Origin of the sequence: Acidovorax sp. 94, assembly GCF_003634645.1 — a bacterium.
Taxonomy (GTDB): domain Bacteria; phylum Pseudomonadota; class Gammaproteobacteria; order Burkholderiales; family Burkholderiaceae_C; genus Acidovorax; species Acidovorax facilis.
On record NZ_RBJA01000001.1, the window covers coordinates 3,793,678 to 3,813,277 of the forward strand.

Annotated in this window: 11 protein-coding genes; 5 read left to right on the forward strand and 6 right to left on the reverse strand. The window is 66.8% G+C overall.

Annotation, left to right across the window (positions count from 1 at the left end):
• Positions 1-12: 12 nt before the first annotated feature.
• The 4 genes from C8C94_RS17515 to C8C94_RS17530 form a co-directional block, all read right to left on the reverse strand.
• Entirely contained in the window at positions 13-1,773 is a 1,761-nt protein-coding gene (locus C8C94_RS17515; RefSeq protein WP_121421616.1) for an MFS transporter, read from the reverse strand.
• Between the two features lie 107 nt (positions 1,774-1,880).
• A complete protein-coding gene (locus C8C94_RS17520) occupies positions 1,881-3,365 on the reverse strand; it encodes a DUF3999 domain-containing protein (protein WP_121421617.1) in 1,485 nt (494 codons plus the stop codon).
• A complete protein-coding gene (locus C8C94_RS17525; RefSeq protein ID WP_121421618.1) occupies positions 3,362-6,310 on the reverse strand; it encodes a DUF2339 domain-containing protein in 2,949 nt (982 codons plus the stop codon). The genes C8C94_RS17520 and C8C94_RS17525 overlap by 4 nt, the downstream gene beginning before the upstream one ends.
• A 386-nt stretch (positions 6,311-6,696) precedes the next feature.
• Positions 6,697-7,182 (reverse strand): Lrp/AsnC family transcriptional regulator, encoded by a 486-nt coding sequence (locus tag C8C94_RS17530; RefSeq protein ID WP_094289647.1) that lies wholly within the window; start codon positions 7,180-7,182, stop codon positions 6,697-6,699.
• A 188-nt stretch (positions 7,183-7,370) separates the two neighbouring features.
• Between C8C94_RS17530 and C8C94_RS17535 the strand changes: the two genes are divergently transcribed.
• The 5 genes from C8C94_RS17535 (at position 7,371) to C8C94_RS17560 (ending at position 16,981) form a co-directional block, all read left to right on the forward strand.
• A complete protein-coding gene (locus C8C94_RS17535) occupies positions 7,371-10,946 on the forward strand; it encodes an indolepyruvate ferredoxin oxidoreductase family protein (protein WP_121421619.1) in 3,576 nt (1,191 codons plus the stop codon).
• A gap of 301 nt (positions 10,947-11,247) precedes the next feature.
• Positions 11,248-11,583: a preprotein translocase subunit YajC gene (gene yajC / locus C8C94_RS17540; protein WP_055400362.1), complete on the forward strand. Its 336-nt coding sequence runs from the start codon at positions 11,248-11,250 to the stop codon at positions 11,581-11,583.
• Between the two features lie 161 nt (positions 11,584-11,744).
• Entirely contained in the window at positions 11,745-13,628 is a 1,884-nt protein-coding gene (secD, locus tag C8C94_RS17550) for a protein translocase subunit SecD (protein ID WP_121421620.1), read from the forward strand.
• A 12-nt stretch (positions 13,629-13,640) separates the two neighbouring features.
• Complete coding sequence (gene secF, locus C8C94_RS17555; RefSeq protein WP_121421621.1) at positions 13,641-14,591, forward strand: protein translocase subunit SecF; 951 nt, start codon at positions 13,641-13,643, stop codon at positions 14,589-14,591.
• 17 nt (positions 14,592-14,608) lie between these two features.
• Positions 14,609-16,981, forward strand: coding sequence for a DUF1631 domain-containing protein (locus tag C8C94_RS17560; protein WP_121421622.1), 2,373 nt, complete (start codon positions 14,609-14,611; stop codon positions 16,979-16,981).
• 63 nt (positions 16,982-17,044) lie between these two features.
• Here the strand turns inward: C8C94_RS17560 and dprA are convergent, their stop codons facing one another.
• Positions 17,045-18,232: a DNA-processing protein DprA gene (gene dprA, locus C8C94_RS17565; RefSeq protein ID WP_121421623.1), complete on the reverse strand. Its 1,188-nt coding sequence runs from the start codon at positions 18,230-18,232 to the stop codon at positions 17,045-17,047.
• Between the two features lie 87 nt (positions 18,233-18,319).
• On the reverse strand, positions 18,320-19,537 hold the full coding sequence (locus tag C8C94_RS17570; protein ID WP_082437542.1) for a LysM peptidoglycan-binding domain-containing protein: 1,218 nt from the start codon (positions 19,535-19,537) through the stop codon (positions 18,320-18,322).
• Between the last annotated feature and the right edge of the window lie 63 nt (positions 19,538-19,600).

The following is a 19,600-nucleotide window of genomic DNA, read 5'->3' on the forward strand; positions in this document are numbered from 1 at the left end:
CGGGGAGGCCCCTCATTGCTCCACCGTCCACCGCGTCACGCGCGGCGGCGCATCGCCCACATGGAAGGCCAGCTTGCGGTCGCGCAGCGCCACATCCGAGGCGGTCACGCGGTCAAAGCGGCGCAGGTGCTCCGTCCAAGACTCGTCCTCGATGCGCTCCACATACCGCGCGGGCTGGCTGATGTCGTGCAGCAGCTGCCAGCCCAGGGCGCCCTGGCGCAGACGGCTCCTGCGGCTTTCCTGCATCACGGCGCGAAATTCAGCGGCGCGGGCGGGGTCGATGAAGTATTCGATGGTGACCACCAGGTGCCCTGATCCCGGCGGTGTGTCGGCCACGGGCGCCTTGAAGGCGCGCGAGGGGCTCAGGTCTTCCTCCATGCTGCGGTCGGCCACCAGGCGCTGCACCAGCAGCATGGCCACCACGCCGGTGGCGGCGGCAATGCCCAGGCTCACATGCACATCGGTGAGCGTGGCCACCTGGCCCCACACGGCGGCGCCCAGCGCGGTGGAGCCCATGATGGCCATCTGGTAGATGGACATGCCACGCGCGCGCACCCAGTTGGGCAGCGCGAGCTGGGCAGACACCGACAGCGAGTTGGCCGTGGTGATCCACGCCATGCCCGCCACGAACATCGCGGGCACGGCCACGTACACATTGGGCGCCACGGCCATTACGCCCGTGGCGGCGGCCTGCAGCGCCGTGCCGCGGATCACCAGCACATCGCGCGCCATGGCCTGGCGCAGGCGCGGCAGGAACATGGCCGCCGTGATGGCGCCCGCGCCCATGCTGGCCAGCAGCAGCGTGAAGGTGCCCGCGCCGCCGCCTTCGAGCCCCTTGGCGAGCAGCGGCAGCAGGGCCAGCAGCGCGGTGGCGTGCAGAAAGAAGATGGAGATGCGCCACAGCACGGCGCGCATGCGCGGCGACTGGCGCACAAACTGCAGGCCCACGCGCATGGCGCTGGTCAGCTTTTCGCGCCCCAGCGGGCTGGGCGTGTGCACCCGCTTCCAGCGCATGATGGTGAAGCCGGAAATGAGGGACAGCACGGCGTTGAGCACAAACACCCAGGCACTGCCCGCGCTGGCGATGATGGCGCCCGCCAGCAGCGGGCCGATGATGCGCGAGGCGTTCATGGCCACCCCGTTGAGTGCCAGCGCGGCGGGCAGCTGCGGGCGGCTGACCAGCTCGGGCACGATGGCCGCAAACACCGGCCAGCGCATGGCCAGGCCAATGCCGTTGGCAAAGGTCAGCGCCAGCAGCAGCGGCGCCGTCATGCCCCCGGCCAGGATGGCCACACACAGCACCAGCGCCACGGCAGCCACCCAGAACTGCGTGGCGATGAAGTAACGGCGCCGGTCTAGGATGTCGGCCAGCGCACCGCTGGGCAGGCCGAGCAGGAACACCGGCAGCGTGGAAGCGGTCTGCACCAGCGCCACCAGCACGGGCGAGGTAGTGAGCGTGGTCATGAGCCAGGCGGCCGCCACGTCGTTCATCCACATGCAGGTGTTGGCCGCCACCCAGGTGAGCCAGAGCATGCGGAACACGGGCACCGACAAGGGCGCAAACGGTGAGAGCGAAGCCGCCTGGTTCAGCGCCGCGCTGTCCCCCAACTGGGCGGCGACGGACTCTTCGGTGCCATGCGCCAGATCCGCACGCGCGGCACGGTCTGCAGCCGCATCGCTTTGCGGCGGGGCGCCCGGGCTCAAGTCCGGGGCATCAGGGGAGGGCGGGGGCGCAACGCTGCGCGTGCTTTCGTGGGACGGCAATGGCGGCATGTCTGCGCATTGTGCGACGGTTGGCGCGGCCGTGGTGGCTCAGCGCCTAATAGCCCACTGCGGGCCTGCGCCAAACATCGCGCCTTTTCACGCCTTTTCACGTCTCGTCACGCCGCATCGGTCGGCGCAGCCGGGGCCTGGTGGCCCGCCTGCCGGGTCTGCCGCAGCAGCAGCCAGGCCATGAGCCCGAGTGCCGCCACGCCCGCCAGCAGCACGCCCCACAACACGGCGCTGCGCGTGGAGATGCCGCCGCTGGCCGCCGCAGCGGGCACCTGCGCGCCGTCTGCGGGCTGGCCGCCGGTGATGTCAGCCCGTGCCACATCGGCCAGCGCCACGGGCAGTTGGTTCTCCTGCGCGGGCTGGTAGCCCGGCACCAGGCTGGCCAGGGGCAGGAAGGCGCTGGCCGCAGCCGTGGCCCCGGGCAGCCCTGCCGCCAGCGTGAAGGGCCCCTGTCCGCTGGCCAGGAACACCAGCTGCGCGGGCTCGAACTGCAGCGCCAAAGCGGGCGCGGCAGCAAAACCGGGGGTCTTGGGGTCGGCTTCGATCTTGATCTCGCGCACTGAGATGCCGCCCAGCTCCACGGGCCCGCTGGCCTGTTCCTTGCCGCCGGTTGCCATCTTGTAGACCACGGCACTGGCCAGTGGCGACCAGGGCTGCTCGCGGTGGTTGCGGCCCAGCACGCGCACCGGAATCAGCACATTGCTGCCGGGCGGCGTGATGGCGAGCGCGGCGACCGGTGTGGCAAACGGCAGCGCAAACACCAGCTCGCGCGGGTTGGCCAGGGCGGGCGTGGCCATGCTGGCGCTGACGCGCTCGCGCGGGCCCGCGCTGCGCGAGGTGGCCAGCGTGGCGCCGCGCAGGGTCACGGCGGCGTCGCCCCAGGTCACGCGCAGGTAGTGGCCCTTCAGGTCGGCGCGCTGCAGGTCGATCTGCTCGTTGCCCAGGCGGCCTGGTGCCGTGGGCGCCGCTGCCGCGTCGGCACGGTAGAGCACGGTCTCGGCCAGTGGCTGCCAATGTTTGAGGTCCTTGCTGGCCTGCACCCGGAACGTCACGGGTTGGCCCGCAGGCAGATCCACGTCCAGAGCCATGCGGGCCACGGGCAGCTGCACATTGCGCGCGTCGAGCAGCGCGCCGCGCACGGCCTGCGGGGTGGCAGGGCCTGCCGTGGTGGTCGTGGCGGCCGTGTCGATCTGCACCACACGCTGGCCCTGGCGCTCCTCGATGCGCAGCGACAGCCCCTCCAGCCCGGCCGTGCCCGTGCTGGCGGCGCCCAGGATGGGATACGCGGGCAAGGTCACCAATTCCTCGGGCGCGCTGGCCGCCGCCACACCGGCCAGGGCCATCGGCACGGGCTGGCCCGCGCCGTTGAAGAGGCGCACATCGGCATAGCCCGGGCTTTGCAGGCGCACCAGCACCTCGGCGGGCAGCACCACGCGCTGCAGCGGCGCATCGGCCGCGAGCGTGACAGGAACGCGGATGGCGTAGGCCGCAGGGCTGTTGGCATCGGCCGCCGCCTGGGCCACGCCGGCGCACAGGGACAAGGCGGCTGCGGCCAGCACCAGGGGCAGGTTCAGGGCGACAGGCTTCTTCATGGCAGTGTTTCTGGTTGCGATGGCGGTGGCGCAGCAGGCTCCGCAGGGGCCGCAGCCTTGGGCGGCAGCGGCGCAAAGTAGCCCACCACCAGCATCAGCACACCCACGGCGATGAAGGCAATGATGCGTTCGGCCCCCCCCGCGTTGGACAGATCGATCAGCAGCAGCTTGACCACCACCACGCCCAGCAGGCCCGCGCCCACCAGCCACAGCGGCCGCTGCACGCAGCGGTGTGCCAGCACCATCATGCTGAGCGCCAGCAGCGTCCACAGGATCGCGTAGCCGGTCTGCACCACAAAGCTGTTGAACAGCGCCGAGGCATCCCAGCGTACGCCAAAGAAGTGGTGGGCCACCCGCAGCCACACGGTGTTGATCACGATGAACGCGAGCAGCGCCAAGGCCACCAGCGCATGGCGCCCGGTGAGCCCGCCCGAGCGGGCCGGGGGCGGCAGCGCTGCGAGCAGCACGCGCCGCCAGAACACCAGGCCGCCCAGTGCGAGCGCCAGGGTCAGGTCGGTGGGGTTGAGCAGCGGGATGTAGGGCAGCGGCGCCGTGTGTCCGGACGAATGCACGGCGGCCAGCAGCGCGCCCCCGAACACCAGCACCGCCAGGGGCAGGGCGGCCAGCCAGTAGTAGGCCTCGGCATGGGGGTTCAGCGGCCAGGGCAGCGCCGCGCGTGCCGCAGGCTGGTTGCCACGGCCTGCCCAGAGCGCGAGCAGCATCAGCACCGCAATCGCGCTGACCAGCAGGACCACACCGGCCCACGAGGTGCGCCACAGCTCGGCCTTGCCGATGCCGGACCACAGGCAGTCGGCCAGCAGCAAGGTCACCAGCCAGGCCGTGGCGGCGTGGAACCAGCCGAAGCGCGGCGCGCTTTGGGCGGACGGGCCCTCAGCGTCCGCCGCCTGCCAGCGATCGGTCTGCCGCAGCATCCACCCATGCAGCGCCAGCACAATGGGCCACACGGCCCAGGCGGGCGTGTTCAGCACGCGGTGGCCGTCCACCACCTGCGCCACGAACCCCAGCGCCAGCACGCCGATGGTGGCGCGCGCAGGCCAGGTGGCCACGGCCCAGCGCGTGCGCAGGCCAAGCACCATCGACAGCGCGGCGCTCAGCACCACGGCCAACATGCCCAGCAGTTCGGCAACGCGGTCCGAGAACACCGGCACGGGCCACTGGCCCGCCTCCAGGCTAGGCACGCGCCGCGTGATCTCCAGCCACCAGGCCAGGCACCAGAAGACAAAGCCGTAGAGGTAGGCCGGATTGGGCAGCAGCACCTCCACCCTGGCATAGCCCTGGGCCCAGGCCGAACCGCTGTGTGACAGCGGCTGGCGCAGCCACCAGGCCAGCAGCAGCGCGGGCAGCGCAATCAGCATCGCACCCAGGAAGGCCGGGTTGGCCAGCGGCAGGGGCGAGACCTGCAGGCCCCCGCCGTCCACACCGCTCATGAACGCCAGCATGGCGACGACCTGCAGCACCAGGCCAAAGGCCCGCGGCATCCAGCGCGCCTGGCGCATGCCGACCCAGAAGGCGCCCGCGCCTTCGAGCGCCCACACCGCCGAGGTCCACTGCGCATCCAGCGCGAGCGGCACGGCCAGCGTGGCAAAGCCCACGCCGATGGCGATGAAACATTCGGTGAGCAGGCGCCAGCTGGCTTGCGCGCGGCGCACCAGCACGGTCGCGGTCAGCAGGTAGAGCGCAGCAAAGGCCAGCGCCGAGAAGGCCGCGCCCAGCTCAAACGGCTGCACCAGCCCGGCCTGCAGCCCAAAACCCACCAGCGGCGTGCCGAAGACCAGCATGCTGTCCACCGTCTTGCCCAGCTTCGTGGGCGTGTTGCGCGCATAGAGGATGGCGGTGGCGAGGTAGATCAGCACAAAGCCCGCGAGGAAGGGTTGCGTGCTGGCGTAGTGAGCGGGCACATACTTGAGCGCCCCCCAGGCCGTGGCCACGCCAAAGGTGGCGACAAAACCCACCACGTTGAGCACGCGCCAGGAGCGCTGGTGGGCGATGAAGAGAATCGCCAGGTTGAGCAGGGTGTAGTAGCTGAACAGGCCCACGTGGCTGCCCTGGCCGGTGGACAGCAGGATGGGCGCCGCAAAGCCCCCGGCGAACGCCGCCACCGCGAGCGCGCGCGAATCCTGCAGCAGCGCCAGCGCGCAGCTGGCCGCGCAGACCGCGATCATCAACCCGAAGGCCCAGAGCGGCGGCAGCAGCCCATAGAGCCGGAAAGCCGCAAACACGGTGAGGTACATCACCGCCACGCCGCCGCCCTGCAGGGCCAGCGCAAAACCGGGCTTGTCGGTGCGCTTGCGGAACCCCACCCCCAGCAGCGCAATGCCCACCGCGGCAACCGCCGCCAGGCGGAACTCGACCGGCAGCAGCCCGGCCGAGGCGGCGTAGCGTGCGAGGAAAGACAGTCCGATGAAAAGGATCACCAGGCCCACACGCACGATGGTGTTGCCGCCCAGGAGCCAGTTCTTGGCTGCGAGCACGGCCAGCTCGACGGGGTTGGGTGGGGCGGGCTGGGCTGTTGTCTTGCGGGGCGCGGCAGGCGCGTCCGTGCGGTTGGCCACCGGGGCCGACGAAGGGACGCGCGGCAGGCCTTGGGGCGTGAGTTCGCCGGCCCAAAAAGCGTCGTCCGCATCCCGGGGATCGTCGCTGGGGGTGGGTGGTGGAGGGGGTGCCTGTAGCACGGGCCCTTGCGGCACGGGCGCCGCCGCCTCAGGCCGGTCTTCGGCAACCGCCGCCTGCGGTGCCCGCGTGGGCTGGGCGGTGGCCTTGGTGGCGTGCGCCTGCAGCTCGGTGCGGATGGCCGAGCGGATCGCCCAGCGCAGCGACAGCCCGGCGAAAAAGCCCAGGATGCCGCCCACAAATGGCCCGAAGTCGCCGTAGCCGCCGAACCACGAGCCCAGCACCGCGCCCCAGAAAATGCCCCAGATGATCATGCCGCCCTCGCCCTCTTTTTTGGGCTCCGGTCGGCAGGCCCTGGGGCTGTGCGCGAAAGAAGCCGTTGTATTGGTAGACCCACCGGCAACCGCTCGCGCAGCCACCTTGCGAACCAACACCCCGGTCAGGGACACGAGGTGCAGGGCCTTGCAGGCGCGTGGCGGAGAGGGTGCGCGCGGCAGCTTGGCAGCCCCGCTGTGGTTCCGCAGGCTTATACAGCACACCCTGCGCAGGAACCATTCCCTAACGCCTTGTTACCTTGCAGGGCGCCCAGCCACATCAAGCCCCTCGCCCCGGGGCGGGGGGTTGTGCTGCCCGGATTTGAGGCAAAAACAGGCCTCTGCGCCCGTCCATCAATCCATAGCAGCTATCAATATAGTAGCAATTATCCTTTGACCCGCGCCAGGTGCGTGAGCGGCAGCGCCCCGCTGGCCTTCACCTCGCCCAGCGAGAAGCTGGTGTGCATGTCTTTCACATTAGGCAAGTTCAGCAGCACATCGCGCGCAAACTGCGAAAAGCTGTCCAGGTCGCGCGCCACCACCTGCAGCTCGAAGGTGCCGGTGCCGCTGATGTAGTGGCAGGACACGACCTCGGGGATCTGGCGGATGGCCTCTTCCATCTTGCGCGTGAGGTTGCCCGTGCTGCGGTCGGCATCGAGCCGCACAAAGGCCAGCACCCCCAGGCCAATCTTGTGCCGGTCGATCTCGGCGCGGTAGCCCTTGATGAAGCCTTGCTCTTCCAGCGCCCGCACGCGGCGCCAGCAGGGCGCGGCCGACAGGCCCACGCGCTGGGCCAGCTCGGCGTTCGTCAGGCGGGCGTCAGCCTGCAGTTCGTTGAGGATGGCGATATCGAATTTGTCGAGAGTGTTCACAAAATGGCAGATAGAAGAAAGATCCTTTCTCAGAATAGCCCAAACGCGGCACAGAACGCAAAGACATATCAGCGGCGCAGACATACACTTCTCTCCACACTGGAGTCACTGCCCTAAACGGGCGGATGAACTCTGCCCCACCGGCCCACAAGGCGCGGACCCCACAAAAAGCCATTGGAGACATAGCCATGAATGCCCCACTCCCCGAATCCGTCCGCAAGGCGCTGGAAACCGTCACGCTTGACGACAAGTATTCCCTGGACCACGGCCGGGCTTTCATGAGCGGGGTGCAGGCCCTGGTGCGCCTGCCCATGCTGCAGCGCCAGCGCGACGCGGTCGCCGGGCTGAACACCGCCGGTTTCATCAGCGGCTACCGGGGCTCCCCGCTGGGCACCTATGACCAGGCGCTGTGGGCAGCCAAGAAGCACCTGGCGGCCAACAACATCGTCTTCCAGCCCGGCGTGAATGAAGAGCTGGGCGCCACGGCCGTCTGGGGCACGCAGCAGCTGGACCTGTACCCGCAGAGCAAGAAGTTCGACGGCGTCTTCGGCATCTGGTACGGCAAGGGCCCGGGCGTGGACCGCTGCTCGGACGTGTTCAAGCACGCCAACATGGCGGGTACCGCCAAGCATGGCGGCGTGATCGCCATTGCGGGCGACGACCACATCAGCAAGAGCAGCACGGCCGCGCACCAGAGCGACCACATCTTCAAGGCCTGCGGCACGCCGGTGTTCTTCCCGAGCAGCGTGCAAGAGATCCTGGACATGGGCCTGCACGCCTTTGCCATGAGCCGTTTCTCGGGCGTGTGGTCGGGCATGAAGACCATCCAGGAGGTGGTGGAGTCTTCCAGCAGCATCAACATCGACCCGGACCGCGTGAAGATCGTGATGCCCGAGGACTTCGTGATGCCACCCGGCGGCCTGCACATCCGCTGGCCCGATGCGCCGCTGGAGCAGGAAGCGCGTCTCATGGACTACAAGTGGTACGCGGCCCTGGCGTACATCCGCGCCAACAAGCTCAACTACAACGTCATCGAAGGCAAGAACGACCGCTTCGGCATCATTGCCAGCGGCAAGGCCTACAACGACACACGCCAGGCGCTGGTGGACCTGGGCCTCGATGACGACACCTGCCGCCAGTTGGGCATCCGCGTGCACAAGGTCAACGTGGTGTGGCCGCTCGAAGCGACCATCACCCGCGACTTTGCACAAGGCCTGCAAGAGATCCTGGTGGTGGAAGAAAAACGCCAGGTCATCGAATACCAGCTGAAAGAAGAGCTGTACAACTGGCGCGCCGACGTACGCCCCAATGTGCTGGGCAAGTTCGACGAGCCCGAAGGCGATGCCACGGGCGGCGAATGGAGCATGCCCAACCCCAGCCAGAACTGGCTGCTGCGTGCCAAGGCCGACCTGACCCCCGCCATCATCGCCAAGGCGATTGCCAAGCGCCTGAAGAAGCTGGGCGTGTCGAGCGACATCATCGCGCGCATGGATTCGCGCATCGCCGTCATCGAAGCCAGCGAGCGCGCGATGACCGAGCTGAAGGTGGACACCGGCGAGCGCGCCCCGTGGTTCTGCAGCGGCTGCCCGCACAACACCAGCACGCGCGTGCCCGAGGGCTCGCGCGCCGTGGCCGGCATTGGCTGCCACTACATGGCCAACTGGATGCCCGACCGCAACACGTCCACCTTCACGCAGATGGGCGGCGAGGGCGTGACCTGGGTGGGCCAGGCGCCGTTCACCACCGACCAGCATGTGTTCGCCAACCTGGGCGACGGCACCTACTTCCACAGCGGGCTGCTGGCCATCCGCCAGTCGATCGCGGCAGGCACCAGCATCACCTACAAGGTGCTCTATAACGACGCCGTGGCCATGACCGGCGGCCAGCAGGTGGGCGAGCGGCCTGAAGGCCACTCGGTGCTGCAGATCATGAACAGCCTGAAGTCCGAGGGCGTGGTCAAACTCATCATCGTGACCGACGAGCCGCAGAAGTACGACGGCGTACCGCTGGCCGAGGGCGTGACGGTGCACCACCGCGACGAGCTCGACACGCTGCAGCGCCAGTTCCGCGAGATCAAGGGCTGCACGGTCATCATCTACGACCAGACCTGCGCCACCGAAAAGCGCCGCCGCAGGAAGCGCGGCACGCTGGCCACGCCCGACAAGACCGTGGTCATCAACGAGCTGGTGTGCGAGGGCTGTGGCGACTGCTCGACCAAGTCCAACTGCCTGAGCGTGGAGCCGGTGGAGACGGAATTCGGCCGCAAGCGCCGCATCAACCAGAGCACCTGCAACAAGGACTACTCCTGCGTGAACGGCTTCTGCCCGAGCTTCGTCACGGTGGAGGGCGGCAAGCTCAAGAAGCCCAAGAAGGAAAAGAAGGGCGATCTTTCGTCGCTGCCCTCCATTCCTGAACCCATCCTGCCCGTGGCCGAGACGGCCTGGGGCATCGTGGTCGGCGGTGTGGGCGGCACGGGCGTGATCACCATTGGCTCGCTGCTGGGCATGGCGGCGCACCTGGACGGCAAAGGCGTCATCACGCAGGACGCTGGCGGCCTGGCGCAAAAGGGTGGCGCCACCTGGAGCCACATCCAGATCGCCAACCGCCCCGAAGCCATCTACACCACCAAGGTCGATACGGCCAAGGCGGACCTGGTGATTGGCTGCGATTCCATCGTGGCGGCCCACAAGTACACGCTGGCAGTGATGCAGCCCGGCCGTACCTTTGTGGCGCTCAACACGCACGGCACGCCCACGGCGGCGTTTGTGACCAACCCGGACTGGCAGTTCCCCGGCGCCAATTGCGACAGCGCGATTGCCGCGGCGGTCGGCGCAGGCGGTGTGGGCAGCTTCGATGCTGAGCAGGTGGCCACCCAGCTGCTGGGCGACAGCATCTACACCAACCCACTGATGCTGGGCTACGCCTGGCAAAAGGGCCGCGTGCCGCTCACGCTGGCATCGCTGATGCGCGCCATGGAACTCAACGGCGTGCAGGTGGACAACAACAAGGCCGCGTTTGAATGGGGCCGCCGCTGCGCGCACGATCTGGCGTCGGTGCAGGCGCTGTTCCAGGCAGCGCAGGTGATCCAGTTTGTGAAGAAGCCCTCGCTGACCGAGATGATCGCCAAACGTGTCGAATTCCTCACTGGCTACCAGAACGCGGCCTACGCGGCCGAGTACCACGCGTTTGTCGAGAAGGTGAAGGCGACCGAGTCGCGGCTGGACGTCGGCACCCGCCTGAGCGAAGCCGTGGCCCGCTACCTGTTCAAGCTCATGGCGTACAAGGACGAGTACGAAGTGGCGCGCCTGCACACCGACAAGGCCTTCACGGACAAGATCGCGAATATGTTCGAAGGCGACTACAAGCTGGTGCACCACCTGGCACCACCCATGACGGCCAAGAAGAACGACAAGGGCGAACTCGTCAAGCAGCCCTTCGGCCCCTGGATGCGCAGCGCTTTTGGCCTGCTGGCCAAGATGAAGGGCCTGCGCGGCACGGCGCTGGATGTGTTCGGCAAGACCGAGGAGCGCCGCATGGAGCGTGCGCTGATCGTGGAATACCGCGCCTGCATCGACGAACTGCTGTCCACGCTGAATGCGGACAACCTGGCCCTGGCCGTGGAGATCGCCCGCATCCCCGAAGAGATCCGGGGCTATGGCCACGTGAAGGAGCGCCACCTGAAAGCGGCACGCCCCAAATGGGACGGCCTGATGGCCCAGTGGCGCAGCGGCAAGGTGACCGAGCCCCGGCGCCAGGCGGCCTGACACACGGCCCGCAGCGGCCGTTTGGGGCGGAGAGCCCGCGCCTGGCGCGGGCTTTTTGCTATTAATTGATGAGCTATAAATGCATAACCATCAAGCGCTAGCAGCCATTTTTACCCAAATAACTGTCAATCCATCCCTTGCGCCGCCTGGCGCGGCAAACACCCGCTGCCGCCTTGGGTCTTCCTCCTGGGGACACAGGCGAGGCGCCGCATACAATGCCCTGTTCTGCCCTGACAGGCGCTATGGCGCTTGCCTCTGGCGGGTTGTGTGAATTTTGAACATCCGTTGTGGAGTCCAGTCCGTGTTTATTTCTTCCGCTTTTGCCCAAACCGCACCCGCAGCAGCCGCTGGCGGCGGCGACATGATGTCCACGCTCACGGGCATGCTGCCCCTGGTGCTGATGTTTGTGGTGCTGTACTTCGTCATGATCCGCCCCCAGATGAAGCGCCAGAAGGAACACCGCGCCATGATCGAAGCCATTGCCAAGGGCGATGAAGTGGCCACCGCAGGCGGCATCGTCGGCAAGGTCACGCGCCTGTCCGAAGGTTTCCTGCACATCGAGATCGCCAGCGGCGTGGAAGTGCAGCTGCAGCGCAGCGCCGTGGTTCAGGTGCTTCCCAAGGGTTCGGTGAAGTGAGGATCAACCCCCTGAGCGGCTGCGCCGCTTCCCCTTTCTCTCGCGCTGCGCGCGGGAAGGGGGACGACGCCCGTGGCCTGGTAACGCCAGTTCCACGGTGTCCGCTGGCATGAGGGGATCGGCGCACACAGCGCCTGAAATACTGAGATAAGAGCGCGATCATGAACCGTTATCCGGTCTGGAAGTACGCGATCCTGGTGATCGTGCTGCTGGTGGGGGTGTTGTACACCCTGCCCAATTTCTTCGGCGAGGCACCTGCCGTGCAGGTTTCGTCGGCCAAAGCCACCGTCAAGGTGGACACCGCCGTGCAGCAGCGGGTGGAAGAGGCACTCAAGGCGGCTGGCGTCACGCCAGACTTCGTGGAACTGGAAGGCAACTCGGTGCGCGCGCGTTTCGATGCGCCCGACACGCAGCTCAAGGCCAAGGACGCGATCCAGAAGGCCCTGGTACCCGACGCCAGCGATCCCTCGTACATCGTGGCGCTGAACCTGGTGTCCCGCTCGCCCGTCTGGCTCAAATCCCTGCACGCCAACCCCATGTACCTGGGCCTGGACCTGCGCGGCGGCGTGCACTTCATGCTGCAGGTGGACATGCAGGCGGCCTTGACCAAAAAAGCCGAGTCGTACGCAGGCGACATCCGCACCGCACTGCGCGACAAGAGCATCCGCCACGGTGGCATCAGCCGCGAAGGGCAGAACATCGACATCAAGGTGCGCGACGAAGCCACGATGACTGCAGCCCGCAACCTGATTGCGGACCAGTTCCCCGACCTCCAGGTCACCAGCACGCCCGAGGGCACTGAATTCAAGCTGCGCGTTGCCATCAAGCCCGAAGCCACGCGCAAGGTGCAGGAGCAGGCGCTCAAGCAGAACATGGTCACGCTGCACAACCGGATCAACGAACTGGGCGTGGCCGAACCCGTGATCCAGCAGCAGGGTCTGGACCGCATCGTGGTGCAGCTGCCCGGTGTGCAGGACACGGCCAAGGCCAAGGACATCCTGGGCCGCACCGCCACGCTGGAAGTTCGCCTGGTGGACGAGGGCACCGAAGCCCGCGCCGCCGAGACTGGCCGTGGCCCCGTGCCGTTCGGCTCGGAACGCTATCTGGAACGCAGCGGCCAGCCGGTCATCGTCAAGAAACAGGTGATCTTGACCGGCGAGAACCTGACCGATGCCCAGCCGGGCTTTGACGGCCAGACGCAGGAACCCACTGTGAACCTGTCCCTCGACGCGAAGGGAGCGAAGATCTTCAAACAGATCACTTCGGAAAACATCGGCAAGCGCATGGCCATCGTGCTGTTTGAAAAGGGCAAGGGCGAAGTGGTGACCGCGCCAGTGATCCGCACCGAAATCGGCGGTGGGCGCGTGCAGATTTCGGGCCGCATGACCACGGCCGAAGCCAACGACACCGCGCTGCTGCTGCGCGCCGGTTCGCTGGCGGCGCCCATGGAGATCATCGAGGAATACACCATCGGCCCCAGCCTGGGCGCCGACAACATCGAGCGCGGCATCAACAGCGTGGTCTGGGGCCTGGCGGCGATTGCCGTCTTTATGTGCATCTACTACATGCTGTTTGGCGTGTTCTCCAGCATTGCGCTGGGTGTGAACGTGCTGCTGCTGGTGGCCATACTTTCGATGCTGCAGGCCACATTGACCTTGCCGGGTATTGCCGCCATGGCCCTCGCGATTGGTGTGGCCATTGACTCGAACGTGCTGATCAATGAACGCATCCGCGAGGAGTTGCGCTCGGGTGTATCGCCACAGGCGGCCATCCATACGGGCTACGAGCGTGCCTGGGCGACGATTCTCGACTCCAACGTGACGACGCTGATTGCAGGCCTGGCCCTGCTGGCCTTTGGCTCCGGCCCGGTGCGCGGGTTTGCCGTGGTGCATTGCATCGGCATCCTGACCAGCATGTTCTCGGCCGTGTTCTTCTCGCGGGGCCTGGTGAACCTGTGGTACGGCCGCCAGAAGAAGCTCAAGAGCGTGTCGATCGGTACGGTCTGGAAGCCAGATGCCGACACCGCCGTGGCCAAGACGAACTAAAGGACAACGGCCATGGAATTCTTCCGCATCAAAAAAGATATCCCCTTCATGAAGCACGCGTTGATCTTCAACGCGATCTCCTTCATCACCTTTGCCCTCGCAGTGTTCTTCCTGCTGACCCGCGGCCTGCACCTGTCGGTGGAGTTCACCGGCGGTACGGTCATGGAAGTGGCCTACAGCCAGCCCGCCGAACTGGCCAAGGTCCGCGAGACGGTTTCCGGCCTGGGCTATCCGGACGTGCAAGTGCAGAACTTCGGCACCGCCCGCGACGTGATGATCCGGCTGCCCGTGCAAAAGGGCGTCACATCCGCGCAGCAAAGCGAGCAGGTACTGGGCGCGCTCAAGGCCGCTGACCCCGAGGTCACGCTGCGCCGCACCGAGTTCGTCGGCCCGCAGGTGGGTGAGGAACTGGTGCACGGCGGCCTTATGGCGCTGGCCATGGTGGTCGTAGGCATCGTGATCTACCTGGCCTTCCGCTTCGAGTGGAAGTTCGGGGTCGCCGCCATCATCGCCAACCTGCATGACGTGGTGATCATCCTGGGCTTCTTCGCGTTCTTTCAGTGGGAGTTCTCACTGTCGGTGCTGGCTGCTGTGCTGGCCGTGCTGGGATACTCGGTCAACGAGTCGGTCGTGATCTTCGACCGGATCCGCGAGGCCTTCCGCAAGTACCGCAAGATGAGCACGCACGAGGTGATCGACCACGCCATCACGAGCACGATGAGCCGCACCATCATCACCCACGCTTCGACCGAGGCCATGGTGCTGTCGATGTTCTTCTTTGGCGGCCCCAGCCTGCACTACTTTGCGCTGGCGCTGACGATCGGCATCCTGTTCGGCATCTACTCGTCCGTGTTCGTGGCAGCCGCCATCGCCATGTGGCTGGGCGTAAAACGCGAGGACCTTGTCAAGCCCGTCAGAAAAGATGGGGATCCGAATGATCCCCATGCCGGAGCCACCGTCTGACCCGCTAATATCTGCCCATGCAGCCCACGCCCTCTTCCGTTCCGCAGCGCCGCCTGGCCCGCCAGGCGCGCCAGCGGTTCGTAGAGGGCATCTGTGCAGGGCTCCCGGACCTGGACAAGACGGTCCTGGACCTCCTGACAACGCTGATGACCCAGACGGGCACGGCGCGCGAAATGCAGTCGCACCGCGATGCCTGGATGCGGTACCAACAGCACCACGCAGCCTGGACAGATCGCACCGGCAAGGCTTGGCGCGATGCGTTGGCCCCCCACAGCAGCACCACCCGGGGTGCCCTGGCAGCCAATGGCGCAAACCCCCAGTTCGAACTGTTGAGCGACGACGTGGTGGAAAACAAGATCCTGGCTTCACGCATGGCCCTGACGGTCAGCGAACAGGTGAGCCAGCAGTTCGACACACTGCGCCAGCGCACCCAGTCGCTGGAAGGCCAGGAACTCGACAGCAGCGATATCCTCCGTCCGGAAGCCGTGTGCCTGCTGCTGGTCGAGCAGTGGGTGGAGGCCGGACTGCCCCGCACCGACCTGCAGACCGTGGTGGACCCGCTGCAGCGGGAACTGGCCAACTTGCTCCAGAAACAGTACCAGGCCGTCAACGTGTTCTATGTGGAACAGGGTGTGACGCCACAGGCGGACCTGAAGTCCCGCGTGCGGCGCACGGCAGGGGGGGCGATCACCGGCAGCGGTGGGAGCAACGACTCCGGGGCCGGAGGCCTGGCCTCCCAGGCCCTGGCCCAGACCCGGGATGCCATGGCGGCAGCGCGCGGGGGCATGATGCCCCCCCAAGGCGGTCGGCCCATGCCCCAGCATCCGTCCCGCATGCCCCCACCGGGCTACCCGCAGCACGGAATGCCCACTGCGTTTGCCACCGGCATGACTCCGCTGGCACGCGCCCGCCAGCGCGCCCACGGTGTGATGGGGCAACTGCGCAGGCTGCTCACACAGCCCGCCACCGGCTTCGACATGGTCAATGCCCCACCAGCGTCCGCGGCGCTGGCCCATGCACTGACCGCCCACCGTGTGCACGCCGACACGTACTACAGCGGTGTCGCCACCCTGATGGAAGACTACAGCCCTGCGGCCGTGGTCCAGTTGGCAGGTGCCGTGCGCGAACGCTCGACCGAACTCAAGAAAAAAGCCTCGACGGCCGGTGAAAAAGCCATCATTGAAGTGGTGGCCCTGATGTTCCAGAGCATCCTGGCCGAAGACCGCATCCCGCCAGCCGTGCGCGTGTGGTTTGCGCGGCTTCAGGTGCCTGTGCTGCGTGTGGCACTGGCCGAGCCAGAGTTTTTCAGCAACCTCAACCACCCAGCGCGCCAGCTGATCGACCGCATGGGCGCCTGCGTAATGGGTTTTGATGCGACCAGCATCAATGGCAGCGCACTGGAGGCGGAAATCCGCCGCGTGGTACAGGTGATTGAGCAGTACCCTGAAACCGGCCGCCGGGTGTTCCAGCTCGTCTACGACGAGTTCGAGAAATTCCTGTCCAAGTTCCTCACCGAAAAACAGGCTACGTCCCGCCTGGTTACGGTGGCTCAACAGGTGGAGCAAAGGGAGACGCTGGCGATCCAGTACACCATCGAGCTGCGCACCATGCTGCGCGACATGCCGGTGCGCGACGAGATCCGCGAGTTTCTGTTCAAGACCTGGGCCGAAGTCCTGGCCCTCTCGGCCGTGCGCGACGGCCCCCAGCACGCAGACACCATCTCGCTCAAGCGCACAGCCGCCGACCTCGTCTGGGCCGCCAGTGCCAAGCCCAACCGCAGCGACCGCGCGCAGGTCATCCAGAATCTTCCTGGCCTGCTGCAGCGACTGCGCCAGGGGCTGGCCCTCATGGGCGTGAACGGCGCGCCGCAGGACGCCCAGATCAAGATCCTCACCGACACCCTGGCCGATGCCTTCCTGTCCAAGACGGCCTCCATTCCGCAGGCCCACATTGACGCCATGGCCAAGCGCCTGGCCAATCTGGAGGACTTTATTAGCGACGCCACGCTGGGCGACATGCCGCTCAATGCCGACAACATCGAAATGATGCTGGGCATCGACGCTTCGTCCATTCACGTGGTCGCCGACAACGGCGCCCCGGTGGAAGACGCCATGGTGGCCTGGGCCCAGGAACTGCAGCCTGGCACCTGGTACACACTGGACCACAACGGCGCATCGGCCCAGGTGCAGTACGCGTGGCAAAGCCAGCGCAAGCAGCTGCACCTGTTCGCAGCCGTGGATGGCAGCAGCTACCTGATCCAGCTGCGCAGGCTGGCTGCGTACTTGCAAGCGGGCTTGCTCGTGGCCCAGGACGAAGAAGGCCTGACCTTGCGCGCCACGCGCGATGCACTGGCCAAGCTGGACGCAAACCCCGAGCGGCTGCTGGACTGACGCGGTTTCAGGGGCATCAAGACGATGCCTGTGCCACCGGGCAACGAGAGGTCACCGCCAGCGTCAGGCGCTGCCCAGCCGCTGGTACAGGCCGCCGGGCAGACGCGCCACCTGGCCATCCAACTCCAGCTCCAGCAATTCCACCTGCAGCGACGCCGCATCCATGCCCGTGCGGGCCACCAGGGCATCCACCCCCATGGGGTCAAAACCCAGCGCCTGCAACAAGGGGCTTTCAGTCTGGCGAGTGTCGATATCCCTGCTGCCTTCTTCGTCAAGCACGGCAGCGCCAGAAGAGGCGCTCTGCTTGCCTGCCGCAGGGGGCATGCGCAGTTCTTCCAGCACATCCTGCGCGGACTCCACCAGCTTGGCGCCCTGGCGTATGAGCGCATGGCAACCCCGCGATTGCGGTGCGTGAATGGAGCCGGGGATGGCAAAAACCTCACGGCCCTGTTCCGCCGCCATTCGGGCGGTGATCAGCGAACCAGACGCCAACGCCGCCTCGACCACGAGAGTGCCTTGAGAGAGGCCGGAGATGATGCGGTTGCGCTTGGGGAAATTGGCGGCCAGCGGTGGCGTGCCCAGGGGGTATTCGCTGACCAACACCCCGTGAGCTGCGATGCGGTGGGCCAGGTCAAGGTTCTTGCGGGGGTAGACGCGATCCAACCCGGTGCCCACGACCGCAATGGTGGCAGGTGTTGCCTCCGCAAAGGGGTCGGAGGACACATCCAGCGCACCTTCATGGGCTGCCGCATCCACACCCAGCGCGAGCCCCGAGACGATGGTGAAGCCCGCCCCCCGCAGCGCGCGCGAAAAGAGCCGCGCGTTGTCCGCGCCCTGTGCCGTCGGGTTGCGGCTGCCGACCACGGCCAGGCACCGGCCGGTCGGGAACGGGTTTTGCGCCACCAGCCGGGCCGCCCCCATCAGGTACATGAGCAGCGGCGGATCTTCGGTGTCCAGCAGCGACTGGGGATACCGGGCATCCCCCAATGTGATCACCGCACGGGCAGGTCCTTGTCGGTCTGCTCCCTCCAGCCAATGCCAGGTGGTCTCCAGCAACGCCTCCCATCCGCTGGGTACGGTACACAGCGCCTTGGCCTGGGCCAAGGTCACACAGTCCTGCAAGGCAGATTCGGGTTGGCGGAAGATGTCCTGCGGCAGCCCAAAACGGCACAGCAGGCGCCGCGCGGCGCCATTGCCCACGCCCTGGGAAAGCGTGAGGCGCAACCAAGCGCCCAGCTCGTCGCGGTCCATGGAGGCAGTTGATAGAAGAACCACGGCAACGCCAGCCCCGCCGCCGCGCCACCCACAGGCAGCCGTGCGGCTTCAGCCAGTCCGCCGTTATTCCTGAGGATTGATCAGGCGGTCGCCCACGCGCACGCCGCTGCGGATTTCCAGCAGCAGCGCGTACGAGACGCGGTCGAAGGTCCGGAACACCATGGCCGTCCCGTTGCTCTCGCTGGGTAGCTTGATCATGGTCTTCCCCTCACCAGTCACATCCTTGATGCGGTCGCCCTGGGTCAGCAGCGACAGGACATGACCTGGCTCAATGCCGTCTTGCGAACCCATGTTGATCGCAACCACCTGGTTCTGGGCGGCATAGGCTGCCGAGAAGCTGCCGTAGATGGAGACGATGCGCGCGTCCACATCGATGTGGGGCGCTCGTGGGGTGTAGCTGGTGAAGACCCGGGCAGGCGCTGGCAGGATGCGATCCCCTGCGCGTATCTCTTCCTTGGTGCCGGACAGATCCACAGTGGCAGGCACATATTCAGAGACATAGCCGCCCTTGCCGTTGGGAATCTCTTCAAAAGACTCGCCACGCACCAGCTCGGCCTTGCCCAGGTACTGTGCTTCGTACCCCAGGATTTCACCCGTCACCGGATCCTTCATGGCCACGGCATCGCGGAAAACACGGAAAAAGCGGGGCTCGCCAGGTTCTGAACGGACGGGGGCGGATGCATCGCCGCGCACATAGGCGCGGTCGCCACTGGCCATGAGCACGCGATCTTCGGTGGTGGCCACAATGCGGGGAGCCCGTTGCAACACGTCGGCATCCACCACCAGAGGCTCCACGAGGAAGGGCTCAATCAGGTGAGACTTGAGAGTGGGGAGCGCCGTGCTGGCCAGACTGTCGCTGCGGGTGCGGGGCGACACGCGCACCGTCTGAGGCTCTGAATCCGACACGCCAGGGGGTGTCGTCCGCAGGCGGGCGTAGCTGCCATCCTTGTCCAGGTAAAGCGTCTGGCCCGGATAAATCAGGTGCGGGTTTGCAATGGCCTTGAGGTTCATGCCCCACAGTTCGGGCCAGCGCCAGGGCCGCTTGAGGTACAGACCCGAAATACCCCACAACGTGTCGCCGCGCTGCACCGTGTAGGTGTCCGGAGCGTTAGGCGCCAGCTCGGACAGCGGGATGCCACGCTCCGACACTTGCTGTGCCGTGGCGCGCTGACCGCTGGAGATGGGAGGGGTCTGGGCCTGAGCCGGTGCGACCAGCAAAGCGCCAGCGATGATGGTGAGCGCGCCCAGGGCGGTCCGCCGCACGCTGGTGAATGCTGTCATGTTGTTCCTTTTCTCATGCATTGGGAAACGCCCCCTCGCTGGCACCTCGACGCACGGAGCAAC

Bases quoted from the DNA above. Each gene is read 5' to 3' on its own strand.
- C8C94_RS17515 (WP_121421616.1), bottom strand. From the start codon at position 1,773: ATGCCGCCATTGCCGTCCCACGAAAGCACGCGCAGCGTTGCGCCCCCG.
- C8C94_RS17520 (WP_121421617.1), bottom strand. From the start codon at position 3,365: ATGAAGAAGCCTGTCGCCCTGAACCTGCCCCTGGTGCTGGCCGCAGCC.
- C8C94_RS17525 (WP_121421618.1), bottom strand. From the start codon at position 6,310: ATGATCATCTGGGGCATTTTCTGGGGCGCGGTGCTGGGCTCGTGGTTC.
- C8C94_RS17535 (WP_121421619.1), top strand. From the start codon at position 7,371: ATGAATGCCCCACTCCCCGAATCCGTCCGCAAGGCGCTGGAAACCGTC.
- secD (WP_121421620.1), top strand. From the start codon at position 11,745: ATGAACCGTTATCCGGTCTGGAAGTACGCGATCCTGGTGATCGTGCTG.
- secF (WP_121421621.1), top strand. From the start codon at position 13,641: ATGGAATTCTTCCGCATCAAAAAAGATATCCCCTTCATGAAGCACGCG.
- C8C94_RS17560 (WP_121421622.1), top strand. From the start codon at position 14,609: ATGCAGCCCACGCCCTCTTCCGTTCCGCAGCGCCGCCTGGCCCGCCAG.
- dprA (WP_121421623.1), bottom strand. From the start codon at position 18,232: ATGGACCGCGACGAGCTGGGCGCTTGGTTGCGCCTCACGCTTTCCCAG.
- C8C94_RS17570 (WP_082437542.1), bottom strand. From the start codon at position 19,537: ATGACAGCATTCACCAGCGTGCGGCGGACCGCCCTGGGCGCGCTCACC.